The organism is Halorubrum trapanicum, from assembly GCF_002355655.1.
Classification (GTDB): Archaea; Halobacteriota; Halobacteria; order Halobacteriales; family Haloferacaceae; genus Halorubrum; species Halorubrum trapanicum_A.
In genome coordinates this window covers 149,749-164,154 of the sequence record NZ_AP017569.1, presented here as the reverse complement: position 1 = coordinate 164,154, position 14,406 = coordinate 149,749, and the positions used below count along the sequence as shown (strand labels likewise).

The window sequence follows — 14,406 nt, the reverse complement described above, 5'->3', positions numbered from 1 at the left end:
GGCTATTTAAAGGAAGTCTTCGACGTGGTCGGCGACCTCCTCGGGGGTGTCGCCGACGGGGACGCCCGCGTCGTTGAGCGCGTCGATCTTCGACTGCGCGGTGCCCGTGCCGGAGCCGGAGACGATGGCGCCGGCGTGGCCCATGCGCTTGCCCGGCGGCGCCGTGCGGCCGGCGATGAAGCCGGCGACCGGCGTGTCCATGTGCTCGCCGATGAACTTCGCGGCCTGCTCCTCGTCCTCGCCGCCGATCTCGCCGCACATCACGACGGCGTCGGTGTCGGTGTCGGCCTCGAACGCCTCCAGGGCGTCGACGAAGGAGGTGCCGATGATCGGGTCGCCGCCGATGCCGATCGCGGTCGACTGGCCGAGCCCGCGCTCGGTGAGGTTGTCGACGACCTGGTAGGTGAGCGTGCCGGAGCGGGAGACTAAGCCGACGTTCCCCTCGGAGAAGATGTTGCCGGGGAGGATGCCGAGCTTCGCCTCGCCGGGGGTGATGATCCCGGGGCAGTTCGGGCCGATGAGGCGGGTGTCGGTCTCGCTCAGGCGCTTGTTCACCTTCGCCATGTCCTGGGTCGGGATCCCCTCGGTGATCGCGACCGCGAGGTCGAGGTCCGTGTCGAGCGACTCGAAGATGGCGTCGGCGGCGAACGCCGGCGGGACGAAGATGACGGAGGCGTCCGCGTCCTCGGCCTCGACGGCCTCGTCGACGGTGTCGTAGACGGGGACGCCGTCGACCTCCTGGCCGCCCTTGCCGGGCACCGCGCCGGCGACGACGTTGGTGCCGTACTCGATCATCTGGCCGGCGTGGAACTTCCCCTCCCCGCCGGTGATCCCCTGGACCACCACTCTGGTGTCGTCGTCGACGAAAATGCTCATTGGGTCACCTCCTCGGCGTTCTTCACCGCGCGCTGGACCGCGTCCTCCAGCGTCTTCTCGACCTCGACGAGGTCGGTGTTCAGAATCTCCATCCCCTCCTCGGCGTTCGTGCCGGCGAGCCGGACGACCACCTTCTTGGGGATCTCGTCGAACCGCTCTAAGGCCTCGTTGATCCCCTTGGCGACCTCGTCGCCGCGGGTGATCCCGCCGAAGATGTTGAAGACGACGGCGTCGACGTTGTCGTCGGAGAACACCATGTCGAGCGCCTGCGTGACGCGCTCGGCCTTCGCGCCGCCGCCGATGTCGAGGAAGTTGGCGGGCGCCCCGCCGTAGTAGTCGACAAGGTCGAGCGTCGTCATCACGAGGCCGGCGCCGTTGCCGATGATGCCGACGTTCCCGGAGAGGCGGACGTAGTCGAAGCCGTACTCGCCGGCCTTGCGTTCGAGGTCGTCCTCGTAGGACTCCTCGGCCATCTCGGCGAGCTCGGGCTGGCGGAACAGCGCGTCCTCGTCGATGTTCATCACGGCGTCCGCGGCGACGACGTCGCGGTCGCCCGTGATCATCACGGGGTTGACCTCGATCTCGGAGGCGTCGTTCTCCTCGTAGAGGTCGTACAGCGTCGAGAGGATCGAGGCCACGTCGAGCGCGACGTCGGCGTCGACGCCCGCCTCGTAGACGACCTTGCGGGCTTGGTACGGGTGGAGCCCGAACGCGGGATCGACGTGCTCGCGGGCGATGGCGTCGGGGTTCTCCTCGGCGACCTCCTCGATGTTCACGCCGCCCTCGGTCGACACCATCAGGACCGGCTTCCCCTCGCCGCGGTCCATCGTGACGCCGACGTACAGCTCGTCGACGAAGTCAACGCCGGCCTCGACGAGGACCCGATCGACGGTGTACCCCTTCAGGTCCATCCCGAGGATCTCCTCGGCGTACCGCTCGGCCTCCTCGCGGTCGGTCGCGATCTTGATCCCGCCGGCCTTCCCGCGCCCTCCGACGTGGACCTGCGCCTTGATCGCGGCCGGGTAGCCGATCTCGTCGACGGCGTCGAGGGCCTCGTCGACGCTCGTCGCGAGCCGGGAGTCCGGAACCGGGATCCCGGCGTCCGCGAAGAGCGACTTCGCTTGATACTCGTGAAGTTTCATCCGTGTGGGATCGGTACCGACGTCGGCTTAAATGGTTCCGATTCGGCGCGAACGGCGCGGCCGCAGGGTCGCCGTGGCTCCGAGCGCTGCGGCCCGCCCGCGACCCCGAACGCGCCGACCCGCCCGCGACCCCGAACGCGTCGCAGCCGTCAGTCGAACGTCCACGTCGTCTCGACGTCCGGCGGGTCCGCCAACGTCTGGTAGACGACGCAGTACTTCTCGGTGTACTTTTTCAGCGCCGCGCGGGTGTCCTCGTCGACGTCGCCGTCGACGGCCACGTCGAGGCGGAGGTCCTCGAACCCCACCGGCGCCTCGTCGTCGACTCCCATCGTCCCGCGGAGGTCGAGGTCGCCGCTGGCCTCGACCTCGACGTCGGCGTCGACGCCGAAGCTCTCGGCGACGGCCTGCGCGGTCAGCTGGGAACAGGCGGCCAGCGCGCCGAGGAGGAGGTCGCCCGAGCAGGCGCCCCCGCCGGGCCCGCCGGCCCCCTCGTGGAGCTCCGCCTCGTAGATCGCCCGGCCGATGTCGACGCTACACGACCGGGCGTCCCCCTGCTCCTCGCCGGTCGCGGACAGCGTGATCTGCGCCGCCTCGGGGTTCTCCTCGTACTCCCTTTTCAACGGCTCCTGCTCGGCCTGTAAGTCACTCTCAGCCATGTCCGGCACTCACACGCGCACCCGAAAAGCGTTCTGCCGATCCCGCGGGGCGGACCGTGCGGCCGCCCGCGCCGTCGCCCCCGCGGCTCAGTTCTCGTCGCCGAGGATGACGCGGTGGGTCATCGCCTCGGGGTCGAGCACCTCGTCGGCCTCGTCCTCGGTGAGGTACCCCTCGCTCACGGCGACCTCCTTGACGGATTTGCCGTCCGCGAGCGCCTTCTTGGCCACCTTCGAGGCCTTGTCGTAGCCGATCGCGGGGTTGAGCGCGGTCGCGAGCGCCATCGACTGTTCGACGCGCGTCTCGCAGTGCTCCTCGTTCGCCTCCAGCTTCCCGACGAAGCGCTCGCCGAACGTCTCGGCGACGTTCGAGAGCAGTTCCGCCGACTCGAGGAAGTTGTGCGCGATGACGGGCTTGTAGAGGTTCAGGTCGATCTCGCCGCGGGCCGCGCCCGCCGAGACGGCGGCGTCGTTGCCGACGACCTGCTTGTGGACCTGGTTGACCGACTCCGCGACGACCGGGTTGATCTTTCCGGGCATGATCGAAGAGCCGGGCTGGTTCTCCGGCTGCTCGACCTCGCCGAGGCCGTTCCGGGGGCCGGATGCGAGCAGGCGCAGGTCGTTGGCCATCTTGTTGAGGCTGCCGGCGATCGTCTTGAGCGCGCCGTGGCCCTCCGCCATCGCGTCGTGGGCCGCCTGCGCCTCGAAGTGGTTCGCCGCCTCGCGGAACTCGGTCCCCGTCTCGTCGGAGATGTACTCCGCCGCGAGCTCCGGGAACTCGGGATGGGTGTTGAGCCCGGTCCCGACCGCGGTGCCGCCGAGTGCGAGCTCGCGGAGGTTCGACTGGACGCCCTCGGCGCGCTCGATGCCCTTCGCGACCTGCGTCCGGTAGCCGCCGAACTCCTGTCCGAGCCGGATCGGCGTGGCGTCTTGGAGGTGCGTCCGCCCGGTCTTGACGACGCCGTCGAACTCCGTCTCCTTGGCCTCGAGCTCGGCGTGGAGCGTCTCTAAGGCGGGCACGAGGTCCTTCTCGACGGCCTCCAGCGCGGCGACGTGCATCGCCGTCGGGATCACGTCGTTCGACGACTGGCCGTAGTTGACGTGGTCGTTGGGGTGGACGACGCGGTCGCCGATCTCGGCGCCCGCGATCTCGGCGGCGCGGTTGGCGATCACCTCGTTGGCGTTCATGTTCGAGGAGGTGCCCGAGCCGGTCTGGAACACGTCGACCGGGAACTGGTCGTCGTGCTCGCCCGCGATCACCTCGTCGGCGGCGGCGACGATGGCGTCTGCGGTGTCCGCCTCGATGAGGTCCAGATCGCGGTTCGCCTGCGCGGCCGCCTTCTTCACGACGCCGAGCGCGCGGATGAACCGCCGGCTCATCGGAATCCCCGAGACGGGGAAGTTCTCGACGGCGCGCTGGGTCTGCGCGCCCCAGTAGGCGTCCGTCGGCACCTGCATCTCGCCGAGGCTGTCCTCCTCCGTGCGGTAGTCGTCACCCATGCGCCGACCTTCCCGCGAGACGCTGTAAAAGGTACTGGAAGGCGCCAGCGCGCGGGAACGTGCGCATCGGTATCGTATCAATTGGTAGCACGCGGCGAGGAACGGGTGAGGAGATAAATCGAGCAAAAACGGCCGAAAATCGGCGCAAACGCTTCGCCTTTATATACCGCTGCGTCGGCAACGGCCGGGCGCACATGAGCTCGAACGACTCTGCGATCGGAACGGCGCTCGACCGCGACACGGTCCGGTCGACGAGCAAACTCCTGATCGGCGGGCTGGCGATAGTCGGCGTCCTCGCCGTCGTCACGCTGCTGCCGGGCGTCGACCGGCTCGTCCCCTTCGCCCCGGTGACGTTCGCCGCGGTCGCGACGGCCGTCGTCGCGCTCGCGGTGGCGGGCATCCTCCTGTACGCCGCGCCGAAGTTCGCGCTGCTGACGCGCCTGGCGCTCGGCGAGGCCGACGCGGAGGGAGACGCTCGCCCGGACCGGGTCGTCGAGAACGCGGGCGGCGTGGTCCACTGGCTCGTCGTCTTCGGCGCCGTCCTCGTCGCGTACCGCGGTCTCGCCGGTCTCGCGGTGCCCGTGCTGGACGGCGCGGCGTGGGCGTACGACGCCGCCTTCCTGTTCGTCGCACTCGTCCCCGTGGTGTTCCTCGCCGCCCGGCTGACAGTCACGGTCGACCCGCTCTCTGAACTGGTCGCGGACCACGTCGCGGGCGGCGACGGCGCCGCAAATGACGACGGCGCCGGCGACGACGGCGCCGCAAATGACGACGGCGCCGGCGACGACGGCGCCGCAAATGACGACGGCGCCGGCGACGACAGCGTCGCGGGCGACGGCTCCGCAGACGAGACCGACGGACCGACCGCGAGCGGGACCGGCGACGGCTGACCGGAACTCCGAGCCGCGGCGCCTTATTTAAAAGCGAACGGGAGCGTCACGAGCGCTCGGTCGAGCGCGACCGAGTTGGGATAACACCGTCGTGGAGGCTGAGAAGCGGCGCTCGACGCGGACGCGGCAGTGCCGTCAGGCCTCGTCGACGGGGAACAGCCCCGCCTCGCGGAGGTCGTCGTCGAGCGTCCCGTCGCCGTGTTCGGCGTACGCCTCGGGCGTGTACGTCTTGATCTCCAAGGCGTGGACGGACCGCGTCATGTGGTCGCCGACCGCGTCGTACACGCGCTGGTGCTGGTCGACGAGCGACTCACCCTCGAAGGCGGGCGAGACGACGACCGCGGCGAAGTGGGCGTCCTCGTCCTCGTCGTCGTGGATCCGGGGCGCGGTCACGCGGGCGACCGCGTCGGGGAGGTGCTCCTCGATGAGGTCCGCGACCGCGTCGGGTTCGATGGGCATGGTCCCGCTCGGTCGCGAAGGGGCAAAAGTCGACCGGCGTCACTCCGTCGGTTCGGAGCCGAGTTCGGCGCCGACGCCCGTCACCCGGATCCGGTTCGCCTCCACCTCCTCGTAGGTCGCGCCCCACCCGCCGACGGTCCACCGCCTCTCCCCGTCGTCGACGATCATGGACGCGGTGCCGGTCAGCGCCAGCACGCTCGGGGCGCGGTCCTCGCCGCCGTCGCCCTCGGAGAGGTTTTCGGCGTCGACGACCTCGCCGGAGACGGTTACGGACCGGTCGCTGTCGGTCTCGCGTCCCTCGATCTCGACGTGGAAGGGCTCGTCCCCGCGGATCCGGTCGCGGTTCTCCAGCAGGAACTGCCGGATGTCGGCGTACCGCTTCGGGCCCGCCGCGTCGGCCTCGTACGCGACGGGCGAGGGGAGCCACATGAAGAGCAGAAAGTGCCAGAAGAAGACGTAGGTGAACGACCGGTTGCGGAGGATGAGGCCGTAGTCCTCGACCGCCGCGGGGTTCGGCGCGAACGCCGTGCGCCGGAGGTCGGAGGTGAGCACGAACGGGGCGGGCCGAGAGAGTCGGTGGGCGACGCTCACGGCGCCCTCGTAGTCGGCGTCGTCGAGCGGCCCGTCGCCGTCGAGGGCGAGCATCGTGACGTTGACCGTGACGCCGCGGTCGCGGGCGTCGGCCAGGTCGCCCCGGAGCGCGTCGAACTGGTCGGGGGTGAGCGTCGCGTGGATCTGGGTGTCGGCGTCGCGGACGAACGTCCGGGCCGCCTCGAGGACGGTGTCGAACCGCTTGACGATGCTGACCGTCTGGGTGTCCAGCGTCGGTCGCTCGAACCGCTCCTCGATCTCCCCGGCGGCCGATTCGAGCGCGGCCGCGCGGTCGGTGAGCCCGGAGACGATCGTCTCCGGGTCGGTCGCGCGCGCCTGGAACGTCTCCTGTTCGTACAGCTCCACGTACCCGAAGTCGTCGAGGTCGCGGAGCACGTCGTAGATCCGCGCGTCCGGCACGTCGCTTGCCTGTGCGACCTCGGTCGCTGAGGCGGTCCCCAGTTCGAGCAGCGTGACGTACGCGTTCGCCTGATAGTAAGAGAGATCCGCGGCCTGGAGCGTCTCCAGGAGTTCCTCGGTGTCCATGACGATCAAGTACCCACTTCGGTGTTTAAAAATCATCGAGTCCGCGACGGGGGGCCGCCCCGGCTCCGCGCGTCGGAGGCCGACCGACGCCTTACTCGACATCCGGGTCCGGCACGGGCTACTCGACATCCGGGTACGGCACGGGCCCGTCGAGGAGCGGGTCGTCGGTCGACTCCATCCACGCGGTCAGTTCGTCGCGCAGTCGGTCGAGGGCGTCGACGTGGGCCGGGTCCGGGTCGCTCGCCTCGGCCGCCGGCTCGAACGGCTTCTTGTCCGAGGCGAGGTTCTCCGACTCCTCGGGGTCGGCCTCGAGGTCGTACAGCTCCTCCGTCGGGCGCTGCGGGACGTGGAACTCCTCGTGGACCTCGCGCCCCGAGGCCGTCGCCGCGACGTCCATCGGGACGAACACCTTCGGCAGCACGGAGAAGTTCCGGACGTACTTGTACCGCTCCGTCCGGATCGCGCGGATCGGGTTGTATCGGTCGTGCCACGTCATCTCGGCGAAGATCCGGTCGCGGTCGTCGTGCGGCTCCCCGCGGAGCAGCGGCGCGAACGACTCGCCCGAGGCGTCCGTCGGCGCGTCGACCCCGAGCAGGTCGAGCATCGTCGGCGTGAAGTCGGCGTTTGTGACGAGCGCGTCGTGGACCGCGCCGCCCTCGACGACGCCCGGCCGGTGGACCACGAGCGCGGTCTCGATCCCCGGGTCGTAGCAGGTGCCCTTCGCGCGCGGGATCGCCAGCCCGTGGTCGGTCGTGAAGACGAACACCGTCTCCTCGGCCAGCCCGTGGTCGGCGAGCGACTCGCGGTAGCGGCCGACCGCCGGGTCGAGGACCTCCGAGATCACCGACCGGAGGTCGGCGACGTCCTCGCGGACGCCGGGCGCGTCCGGGAGGTACGGGAAGTCGTCCAGCGGGATCTCCTCGGGGTCGTACGCGTCGTACGTCTCCTCGGGAAGGTACTCACGCCGGAAGGGACGGTGCGGCTCCTCGATCCCGATCGAGACGAAGAAGGGATCGTCCGCGTCCGCGCGCCCGGCGAAGAAGTCGTCGACGACGTCGACGAGACCGAGGGCGCGCTTCGTCCCGCTGTCGACGTAGTCGTAGCCGAGCCGCTCGGGCTCGTCGGGGACCTCGTGTTGGAAGCCGAGCAGGGCCGTGTCGTACCCCGCCGATCGGAGGCGTTTCGGGAGGGTCTCCCAGCCGTCGCCGAGCGCCCAGCCCATGTGCGCGAGCCCCATGACGCCGTTCTCGTGGGGATAGTAGCCCGTCATCATGCTGGACCGGCTCGGCGAGCACTGCGGGGCCGTACAGAAGCTGTTCGCCATCCGGGCGCCGTCGGCCGCGATCCGATCGATGTTCGGCGTGTCGACGTCGGCCCCGTAGCAGCCGAGGTGTTGACCGAGGTCGTGACAGTGAACGAGGACGAGATTCGGGCGGTCAGACGCGTCGGAAGTGGAATCGGCTCCGTCCGTCATATCCACCACTACCCCCCGATACACCCATAAATAGCCGTGATCGCGTTCCGAGGGCGTCCGACTGTGATTAGTAACTATAGCGGTAATTAATAAGCAAATTTGAAGTAAGTGGGTCGATTGGGTTGGGACGACATGTCCGATGATCGATCCTGTACTACACGGCGGGACGTACTGAAGACGACCGGCACCGCGTCGGTGCTGGGGAGCGTTGCGCTCGCGGGCTGTTCCGGCAACGGTGGCGACGGCGGTGACGGCGGGGACGGCTCCGACGGCAGCGACGGTTCCGACGGCGGGAGTAACAGCCTCGAGATCACGGGCGTCTGGTCCGGCGGCGAGCAGGAGTCGTTCAGCAAGGTGATGGACTTCGTGGAGGGTGACACCGGGATGAGCCTGGAGTACTTCCCGCGCGACACCGACAGCCTGCTCACCGGGACCCTGATGGACTACGAGTCCGGCGTCGCCTCCGCGGACATCGTCGTGATGCCCTCGCCGGCGCGGATCATCTCGGACGCCCAGAACGGCCACCTCGCGCCGGTCGGCGACGCGTGGGACGCCGACAACTTCGCGGTCGACCCGTCGCGGGTCACCGTCGACGGCGAGGTGTACGCCGCGCCGTTCAAGATGGACCTCAAGCCCGGCTTCTGGTACCGGCAGTCGTTCTTCGACGAGCACGACCTCTCCGAGCCGGAGAGCTGGGACGAGTTCATGACGCTGCTCGACGACATTTCGGGGATCGAGGGCGTCGACGCCCCCATCGCCTCCGGGAACGGTACCGGCTGGCCGCTCAGCGACATCACCGAGGGCTTCTTCATGCGGCAGGAGGACGGCGCGTCGCTCCAGCAGGGGCTCATCGACGGCGACGCCTCCTTCACAGACGATCGGGTCGCGACGGCGTTCGACGAGATCAAGATGCTCCACGACGAGGGGTACTTCAGCCAGACGCGGAACTTCGGCATCCAGTACGAGTACTTCTGGGACAACAGCCTCCCGCTGTACTTCATGGGCTCGTTCACGCCGGCGCAGGACGCCGTCGAGGACCCGTCGGACCTCGGCGTGTTCCGGCTCCCGGGCGTCGACGGCATCTCCTCGTCGGTCAACTGGTTCACCGTGCCGACGTACTCGGACAACGTCGACGCCGCCCGCGACGCCCTGAGCTCGTTCGTCTCCGCCGAGGGCCAGCAGGTGTGGGTCGAGGACGGCGGGTTCATCGCCTCCAACACTCAGGTGCCGGACGACGCCTACCAAATCGAGGTCATGGCGAACCTTCCGGACCTCGCCGACGAGGTGACGGTCGTGCCCGACCTCGACGACGCCCTCGGGAACCCGTTCCAGCAGGAGTTCTGGTCGGTGCTCAAGGGCCTCTGGGCCACGCCCGACACGCCGACCGAGGAGATCACCAGCTCACTCGACGACGCCCACGAGGCGACGCTTAACGACTGACGATGGAGTCGACGTCGACCGCGGACGACCGAAGCGATCAGCGCGGGTCGCTGGCGCGGATGTTCGACCCCGAGGAGCTCCGCCGACGGAACCTCGTCTCGCTCGGGATGGACGTGCTCATCCTCGTGACGACGGGCTTCCTCGCGATCCTGTTCACGATGGGGCTCTGGCCGTCGGTCATCGGGCTGGTCCCGATGGCGACGCTTCTGTACTTCGGGTGGGCCTCCTCGAAGGCGTTCTTCGTCGCGCAGGTGCTCGCGATCGGCGTGTCGCTTCTCGGCACCGTGACCGGCGTGCTGCCGTACTGAGACGACCGAAACGCGGTTTCTTTTATTTCGTCGAAGCTCCGAATCGGACCCGTCGCCGATGCCGCCGGCGACGGAGCCGGACGCGGCGCCACACCGCTCGCCTATTTAAAAGAGCGCGTCGCGCTCGTCGAGGATCCGCGCCGGGCCGCCGACCTCCCAGACGTCGGTGTCGACGCCGATCTCGGCGATCCGACGCTCGACCTCGTCGACGTGGTCGGCGAGGGTGTTCACGTACACCGATGCGCCGGTGTCCGTCGAGAAGTAGACGGGGACGCCCTCCTCGCGGAGCTCGCGGACCGCGTTGAACACCGCGATCGTCTCGGGCTGCCAGTACACCCACCCCGCGGGCCCCGTCATCGTCGTGGCCGTCAGGGACAGGGAGTCGTGCTCCGCGGTCTCGAAGATCCGGTCGAAGTCGCCGTCGCGGAGCGCGTCGGTCATCTCCACCAGCTGGTCCTGGACGTGCGCGGTCCGCGCCTGCATCATGTGACTCGCGGCGGCCTCGCGGTGGGCCTCCTCCGTCTCTTTATAAGCGGGAACGTGCGCGGCGACGATCCGGAGGTCCGCCTCGGGGTCGAACCCGTCCTCGCTCACGCCCACGTCGAGGCGGTAGGAGCGGCAGTCCTCGTCGTTGAGGCCGGCGTCCAGCCGCGAGTAGGCGCCGGTGACCGAGCGCGCCGCCGAAGAGGAGCCGCGGCGGGCGACGGTCGAGACCTCCGGGAGCGACATGTCGAGCCCCGCGGCCTCTACCAGAGCGAGCGCGGCGGCCGCGAACCCCGACGAGGAGGAGCCGAAGCCGATGTTCGACGGGAAGGAGTTCTCGCTCTCCAGCCGCACGGCGGCGTCGACGCCGGCCAGCTCGCGGACGTGGTCGACGACCATGTCGATGCGCTCCGCGGCGCGCCCGTCCACTTCCTCGCCGCCGATGACGTACGCGTCCTCGCTCGCGTCGGGCTGCCACTCGACGGTCGTGGTCGTCGCGGTCGGGGCGGTACAGAGGCTGATGCTGTCGTGGTACGGGAGCCGCAGTTCCTCGTCGCGCATCCCGTGGTACTTGACGAGCCCCTGGATCGGGTGGGCTCGCGCGGTGGCCTTGCCGGTCATACCTCGGGAAGCGTCCGGCGGGGGATTAGTCGTTGCGATAGGTGGGAGGGTGAGTGTGAAAGATGCGATTGCGACATTATGAATCGATCGAACACGATGATTCGATCGAGAGAGACGCGGTGGCGCGTGCCTGCGAGCGGCCGCCTCCGGCGGCCGCGAGGAGCACGCGCGAGGGAGTCGATGGTCCGGAGCGAAGAGGAGGACCATCGACGAGGCTGGGGAGGCGTGTGGTGCGGGGCGGTGCGGTCGGGTGGGACTCAAAGGGGCAGCCGTGAGGCGGGCGTAGGCGACGCAAGCACTGGAACGAGGAAGCGAACGCAGTGAGCGACCGAGTGAAGCGCGCAGCGAGCGTACGCCCGCCTCACGGCTGGGGCTTTGGAGGTGTCTGCCGGTGATCCGCGATTAGTTATTTATAGACAAGACGTATCACAATTACTCCGAATTCCGAAGCAGCAGATAGATCACGACGACCAACAGCATCACGTCCAGCCCCGCGATCACCGTCAGCGGGGTGCCGAACCCCCACTGCCACGCCCAGTCGTTGTCCCGGGCCGTCGCGTCTTTATAAATCCACCTGCCGAGCGTCGCCCACAAGACGAGCAGCACCGCCAGCATGAACAGTTCGTCCTGGACGACGGTGGCGCCCCAGATTCGATACGTCGGTAGCTGCGCGACGGAGGGTGCGAGGACCATCGATGCGTTCGGATATTCGTCCCGTTTATAAAAAAAACCGGTATCGGAAAATTACCTCTGTCCGGATAACTCACCACCTCCTACACTCGCTTCCGTCCCCGCGACGGCGACGCGATCGAGGGGAACCCTTTTTGACCGGTCGGCGGGTACTCGGCGCCATGACCGAGTACACCGTCGAGTTCGTCGGCACCGGCGAGACGATCGAGGTGGCCGACACGGAGACGATCCTCAGCTCCTGCTTCGACGAGGGGATCGCCCAGGAGTACTCCTGCCGCGTCGGGATGTGTCTCGCTTGTTCCGCGGAGATCGTCGAGGGCGAGGTGACCCAGCCCGCGGCCCGCGGCCTCACCGACGAGGAGGCCGAGGAGTTCGCGCTCACCTGTATGGCGCGGCCGCAGTCGGACCTGAAGCTCGACCGCGGGAAGTACCCGCCGAGCATCGAGGACGACGCCGCAACCGCTGCGGAGGACGGCGACGGCGCGGGCGGCGCGGACGGCGCGGCCGCGGACGACGACTGAGTCGCCTCGTTCCCTCCATTCGCTACTCGTCGCCCAGTTCGCTACTCGTCGACCCGCTCGAAGCGGTGTCGCACCACGTCGGCATCGTCGTCCCAGTCGAAGTTCCCGCCGTGCGCGCGGACCATTCGCTCCTTGTACGCCTCTAGCGACGGCGACCCCTCGCGTTTCGCGTCCTCGTCGCTCATGTCCCCGAGCGTGCGCTCGCTGACCTCGGTGAGTTCGAACGTCACGCCCTCGATCTCGAAGGTGTCGCCCTCGTCGCCGTACCGGTTCCCGCGGTGGAGCTGCGTCACCTCGCCGTCGAGGGCCGCCCGCTTCACGCGGTCGTTCGGAAGCAGGTCGGCCGGGTCGTTCTCGGACATGGTCGCTTCTTTGGCCCGGATCGGTTTATAAGCGCGGACGGGTGTCGGCGGCCGCCGAGCGTGTGAACTATCACCGCGTTCTGCGAATCTCGAAACCGTCGGTCACAGGGATCCGCACGGACGTGAACACCCGTTACGACGGCCGAGCCGAGGGATTCAAGATACTGCCGAGTCCCATCTCAGACGATGCGACAGGACCACCTCATCACCGCGACCCAGCTCTCGCGGGATGACATCGAGGCCGTGCTCGACCGGGCCCGGGCGGTCGCCGACGACCCCGCCGCCTACGCCGACCGGCACGCCGGTCGCGTGCTCGCGCTCTGCTTCTTCGAGCCCAGCACGCGCACCCGGATGAGCTTCGACAGCGCGGCCAAGCGCCTCGGGATGAACACCATCGACATGGGCGACGTCGACTCCTCGTCGGTGTCCAAAGGGGAGTCGCTGTCGGACACCGTCCGCGTCATCGAGGGGTACGCCGACGCGCTCGTCCTCCGTCACCCCAGCGAGGGCGCCGCGACGCTGGCCGGCGAGCGCGTGGACGTCCCCGTGGTCAACGCGGGTGACGGCGCGGGGCAACACCCCTCCCAGACCCTCCTCGACCTCCACACCATCCGCGAGGACCACGGGCTCGACGACCTCACCATCGGGATCATGGGCGACCTGAAGTACGGGCGGACGGTCCACTCGCTGGCGGCCGCGCTGACGGAGTTCGACGCCAACCAGCACTTCATCAGCCCCGAGTCGCTGCGGCTCCCGCGCTCCGTGCGCTTCGACCTCCACGAGACGGGCGCGCAGATCCGCGAACACGAGGAGCTCGAACCGGTCCTCGACGAGCTCGACGTGCTGTACGTCACCCGGATCCAGAAGGAGCGGTTCCCGGACGAGAACGAGTACCACCGCGTCGCGGGCGAGTACCGGATCGACGCCGAGACGCTCGACAGCGCCGCCGACGACCTCACCGTCATGCACCCGCTGCCGCGCGTCGACGAGATCGCGCCCGACGTCGACGAGACCGACCACGCGCGCTACTTCGAGCAGGCGCACAACGGCATTCCGGTGCGGATGGCGCTGCTCGACACCCTCCTGGAGAACGCGAGTCCGGACGGCGACGAGGGGACGGAGGTGGACCGATGAGCGAACACGAGCTGCGCGTCTCGAAGATCCGCGACGGCACCGTCATCGACCACGTCGAGGCCGGGCAGGCGCTGAACGTCCTCGCCATCCTCGGCATCGACGGCTCCGAGGGGTTCGGCGTCTCCGTCGGGATGAACGTCCCCTCCGACCGGCTCGGCCGCAAGGACATCGTGAAGGTCGAAGACCGGGAGCTGTCGCAGTCCGAGGTCGACGTGCTCTCCCTCATCGCGCCCGAGGCGACGATCAACATCGTCCGCGACTTCGAGGTGGTCGAGAAGAACCGCGTCACCCGCCCCGACGGCGTGACGGGCGTGCTTTCCTGTCCGAACCGCAACTGTATCACCAACGCCGACGAGCCGATCGAGACCCGGTTCGACGTCGTCGCCGACGGCGTGCGCTGCGACTACTGCGCGACGATCCTCCGGGCGGACATCGCCGAGCACATCGACGTTTGAACCCTCGACCGGCCCTCGGAGTGCGACTCCCTCTCGCGATCGCCCTCCGGTAAGTTTTAGCGCCCGTACCACGAAACGTCAGATATGAGCAAGAAAGCCAAGCTCGTCCTCGTGCTGTCGCTCGTCGCGCTCGCGTACTTCCTGTTCGCCGGCGACAAGCAGCCCGTCGAAGTCGAGTAACGCCGCACCGCCGCGCTCGCGCCCTCCGCGGGCCGAACCGACTACGTCTCGTGCCGCTCGGCGAGTCGCATCGCGCCCCGA

At 68.8% G+C, this 14,406-nt stretch carries 16 protein-coding genes; 6 read left to right on the top strand and 10 right to left on the bottom strand.

Annotated elements, in window-relative coordinates; all coding sequences use genetic code 11:
* Positions 1–6: 6 nt before the first annotated feature.
* From sucD to CPZ01_RS00780, 4 genes are all read right to left on the bottom strand, one after another.
* Positions 7–876 (bottom strand): succinate--CoA ligase subunit alpha, encoded by an 870-nt coding sequence (sucD, locus tag CPZ01_RS00795; RefSeq protein WP_049929456.1) that lies wholly within the window; start codon positions 874–876, stop codon positions 7–9.
* Positions 873–2,018: an ADP-forming succinate--CoA ligase subunit beta gene (sucC, locus tag CPZ01_RS00790; protein WP_096392971.1), complete on the bottom strand. Its 1,146-nt coding sequence runs from the start codon at positions 2,016–2,018 to the stop codon at positions 873–875. The genes sucD and sucC overlap by 4 nt, the downstream gene beginning before the upstream one ends.
* A 149-nt stretch (positions 2,019–2,167) precedes the next feature.
* Positions 2,168–2,674 carry an OsmC family protein gene (locus CPZ01_RS00785; RefSeq protein ID WP_096392970.1) on the bottom strand — a complete coding sequence of 169 codons (507 nt, stop codon included), beginning with the start codon at positions 2,672–2,674 and terminating at the stop codon, positions 2,168–2,170.
* A gap of 87 nt (positions 2,675–2,761) precedes the next feature.
* On the bottom strand, positions 2,762–4,171 hold the full coding sequence (locus CPZ01_RS00780; RefSeq protein WP_096392969.1) for a class II fumarate hydratase: 1,410 nt from the start codon (positions 4,169–4,171) through the stop codon (positions 2,762–2,764).
* A gap of 194 nt (positions 4,172–4,365) precedes the next feature.
* Here CPZ01_RS00780 and CPZ01_RS00775 point away from each other — a divergent pair, with 194 nt between their 5' ends.
* Positions 4,366–5,061 (top strand): hypothetical protein, encoded by a 696-nt coding sequence (locus tag CPZ01_RS00775; protein WP_096392968.1) that lies wholly within the window; start codon positions 4,366–4,368, stop codon positions 5,059–5,061.
* 135 nt (positions 5,062–5,196) lie between these two features.
* On the opposite strand, the gene CPZ01_RS00770 is transcribed toward CPZ01_RS00775, so the two are convergent.
* From CPZ01_RS00770 to CPZ01_RS00760, 3 genes are all read right to left on the bottom strand, one after another.
* Positions 5,197–5,520 carry a BolA family protein gene (locus CPZ01_RS00770; RefSeq protein ID WP_096392967.1) on the bottom strand — a complete coding sequence of 108 codons (324 nt, stop codon included), beginning with the start codon at positions 5,518–5,520 and terminating at the stop codon, positions 5,197–5,199.
* Positions 5,521–5,559: 39 nt separating this feature from the next.
* A complete protein-coding gene (locus CPZ01_RS00765; protein ID WP_096392966.1) occupies positions 5,560–6,657 on the bottom strand; it encodes a TrmB family transcriptional regulator in 1,098 nt (365 codons plus the stop codon).
* 118 nt (positions 6,658–6,775) lie between these two features.
* Entirely contained in the window at positions 6,776–8,131 is a 1,356-nt protein-coding gene (locus CPZ01_RS00760; protein ID WP_096392965.1) for a sulfatase family protein, read from the bottom strand.
* Between the two features lie 195 nt (positions 8,132–8,326).
* Between CPZ01_RS00760 and CPZ01_RS00755 the strand changes: the two genes are divergently transcribed.
* Together CPZ01_RS00755 and CPZ01_RS00750 are read left to right on the top strand one after the other, a co-directional pair.
* The gene (locus CPZ01_RS00755; RefSeq protein ID WP_096392964.1) at positions 8,327–9,571 is read left to right on the top strand and encodes an extracellular solute-binding protein; all 1,245 of its coding nucleotides are present in this window, start codon (positions 8,327–8,329) and stop codon (positions 9,569–9,571) included.
* A gap of 2 nt (positions 9,572–9,573) precedes the next feature.
* A complete protein-coding gene (locus tag CPZ01_RS00750) occupies positions 9,574–9,879 on the top strand; it encodes a hypothetical protein (RefSeq protein ID WP_096392963.1) in 306 nt (101 codons plus the stop codon).
* 105 nt (positions 9,880–9,984) lie between these two features.
* Here CPZ01_RS00750 and mvaD read toward each other — a convergent pair whose 3' ends face one another.
* Positions 9,985–10,983 (bottom strand): phosphomevalonate decarboxylase MvaD, encoded by a 999-nt coding sequence (gene mvaD / locus CPZ01_RS00745; RefSeq protein ID WP_096392962.1) that lies wholly within the window; start codon positions 10,981–10,983, stop codon positions 9,985–9,987.
* A gap of 432 nt (positions 10,984–11,415) precedes the next feature.
* Positions 11,416–11,676, bottom strand: a complete 261-nt coding sequence (locus CPZ01_RS00740) for a hypothetical protein (protein ID WP_096392961.1) — start codon at positions 11,674–11,676, stop codon at positions 11,416–11,418.
* Between the two features lie 158 nt (positions 11,677–11,834).
* On the opposite strand from CPZ01_RS00740, the gene CPZ01_RS00735 reads away from it, so the two are divergent.
* Entirely contained in the window at positions 11,835–12,194 is a 360-nt protein-coding gene (locus tag CPZ01_RS00735; RefSeq protein ID WP_004595632.1) for a 2Fe-2S iron-sulfur cluster-binding protein, read from the top strand.
* Between the two features lie 41 nt (positions 12,195–12,235).
* Here CPZ01_RS00735 and CPZ01_RS00730 read toward each other — a convergent pair whose 3' ends face one another.
* A complete protein-coding gene (locus CPZ01_RS00730) occupies positions 12,236–12,556 on the bottom strand; it encodes an ASCH domain-containing protein (protein WP_096392960.1) in 321 nt (106 codons plus the stop codon).
* 186 nt (positions 12,557–12,742) lie between these two features.
* On the opposite strand from CPZ01_RS00730, the gene pyrB reads away from it, so the two are divergent.
* Together pyrB and pyrI are read left to right on the top strand one after the other, a co-directional pair.
* On the top strand, positions 12,743–13,690 hold the full coding sequence (gene pyrB / locus CPZ01_RS00725) for an aspartate carbamoyltransferase (protein ID WP_096392959.1): 948 nt from the start codon (positions 12,743–12,745) through the stop codon (positions 13,688–13,690).
* A complete protein-coding gene (pyrI, locus tag CPZ01_RS00720; protein ID WP_096392958.1) occupies positions 13,687–14,145 on the top strand; it encodes an aspartate carbamoyltransferase regulatory subunit in 459 nt (152 codons plus the stop codon). Before pyrB ends, pyrI begins: the two co-directional genes overlap by 4 nt.
* The last annotated feature ends 261 nt before the right edge of the window (positions 14,146–14,406 follow it).

What these genes read in the sequence shown, in the direction of transcription:
- sucD (WP_049929456.1), bottom strand. Translation starts at nt 876, where the DNA reads ATGAGCATTTTCGTCGACGACGACACCAGAGTGGTGGTCCAGGGGATC.
- sucC (WP_096392971.1), bottom strand. Translation starts at nt 2,018, where the DNA reads ATGAAACTTCACGAGTATCAAGCGAAGTCGCTCTTCGCGGACGCCGGG.
- CPZ01_RS00785 (WP_096392970.1), bottom strand. Translation starts at nt 2,674, where the DNA reads ATGGCTGAGAGTGACTTACAGGCCGAGCAGGAGCCGTTGAAAAGGGAG.
- CPZ01_RS00780 (WP_096392969.1), bottom strand. Translation starts at nt 4,171, where the DNA reads ATGGGTGACGACTACCGCACGGAGGAGGACAGCCTCGGCGAGATGCAG.
- CPZ01_RS00775 (WP_096392968.1), top strand. Translation starts at nt 4,366, where the DNA reads ATGAGCTCGAACGACTCTGCGATCGGAACGGCGCTCGACCGCGACACG.
- CPZ01_RS00770 (WP_096392967.1), bottom strand. Translation starts at nt 5,520, where the DNA reads ATGCCCATCGAACCCGACGCGGTCGCGGACCTCATCGAGGAGCACCTC.
- CPZ01_RS00765 (WP_096392966.1), bottom strand. Translation starts at nt 6,657, where the DNA reads ATGGACACCGAGGAACTCCTGGAGACGCTCCAGGCCGCGGATCTCTCT.
- CPZ01_RS00760 (WP_096392965.1), bottom strand. Translation starts at nt 8,131, where the DNA reads ATGACGGACGGAGCCGATTCCACTTCCGACGCGTCTGACCGCCCGAAT.
- CPZ01_RS00750 (WP_096392963.1), top strand. Translation starts at nt 9,574, where the DNA reads ATGGAGTCGACGTCGACCGCGGACGACCGAAGCGATCAGCGCGGGTCG.
- mvaD (WP_096392962.1), bottom strand. Translation starts at nt 10,983, where the DNA reads ATGACCGGCAAGGCCACCGCGCGAGCCCACCCGATCCAGGGGCTCGTC.
- CPZ01_RS00740 (WP_096392961.1), bottom strand. Translation starts at nt 11,676, where the DNA reads ATGGTCCTCGCACCCTCCGTCGCGCAGCTACCGACGTATCGAATCTGG.
- CPZ01_RS00735 (WP_004595632.1), top strand. Translation starts at nt 11,835, where the DNA reads ATGACCGAGTACACCGTCGAGTTCGTCGGCACCGGCGAGACGATCGAG.
- CPZ01_RS00730 (WP_096392960.1), bottom strand. Translation starts at nt 12,556, where the DNA reads ATGTCCGAGAACGACCCGGCCGACCTGCTTCCGAACGACCGCGTGAAG.
- pyrB (WP_096392959.1), top strand. Translation starts at nt 12,743, where the DNA reads ATGCGACAGGACCACCTCATCACCGCGACCCAGCTCTCGCGGGATGAC.
- pyrI (WP_096392958.1), top strand. Translation starts at nt 13,687, where the DNA reads ATGAGCGAACACGAGCTGCGCGTCTCGAAGATCCGCGACGGCACCGTC.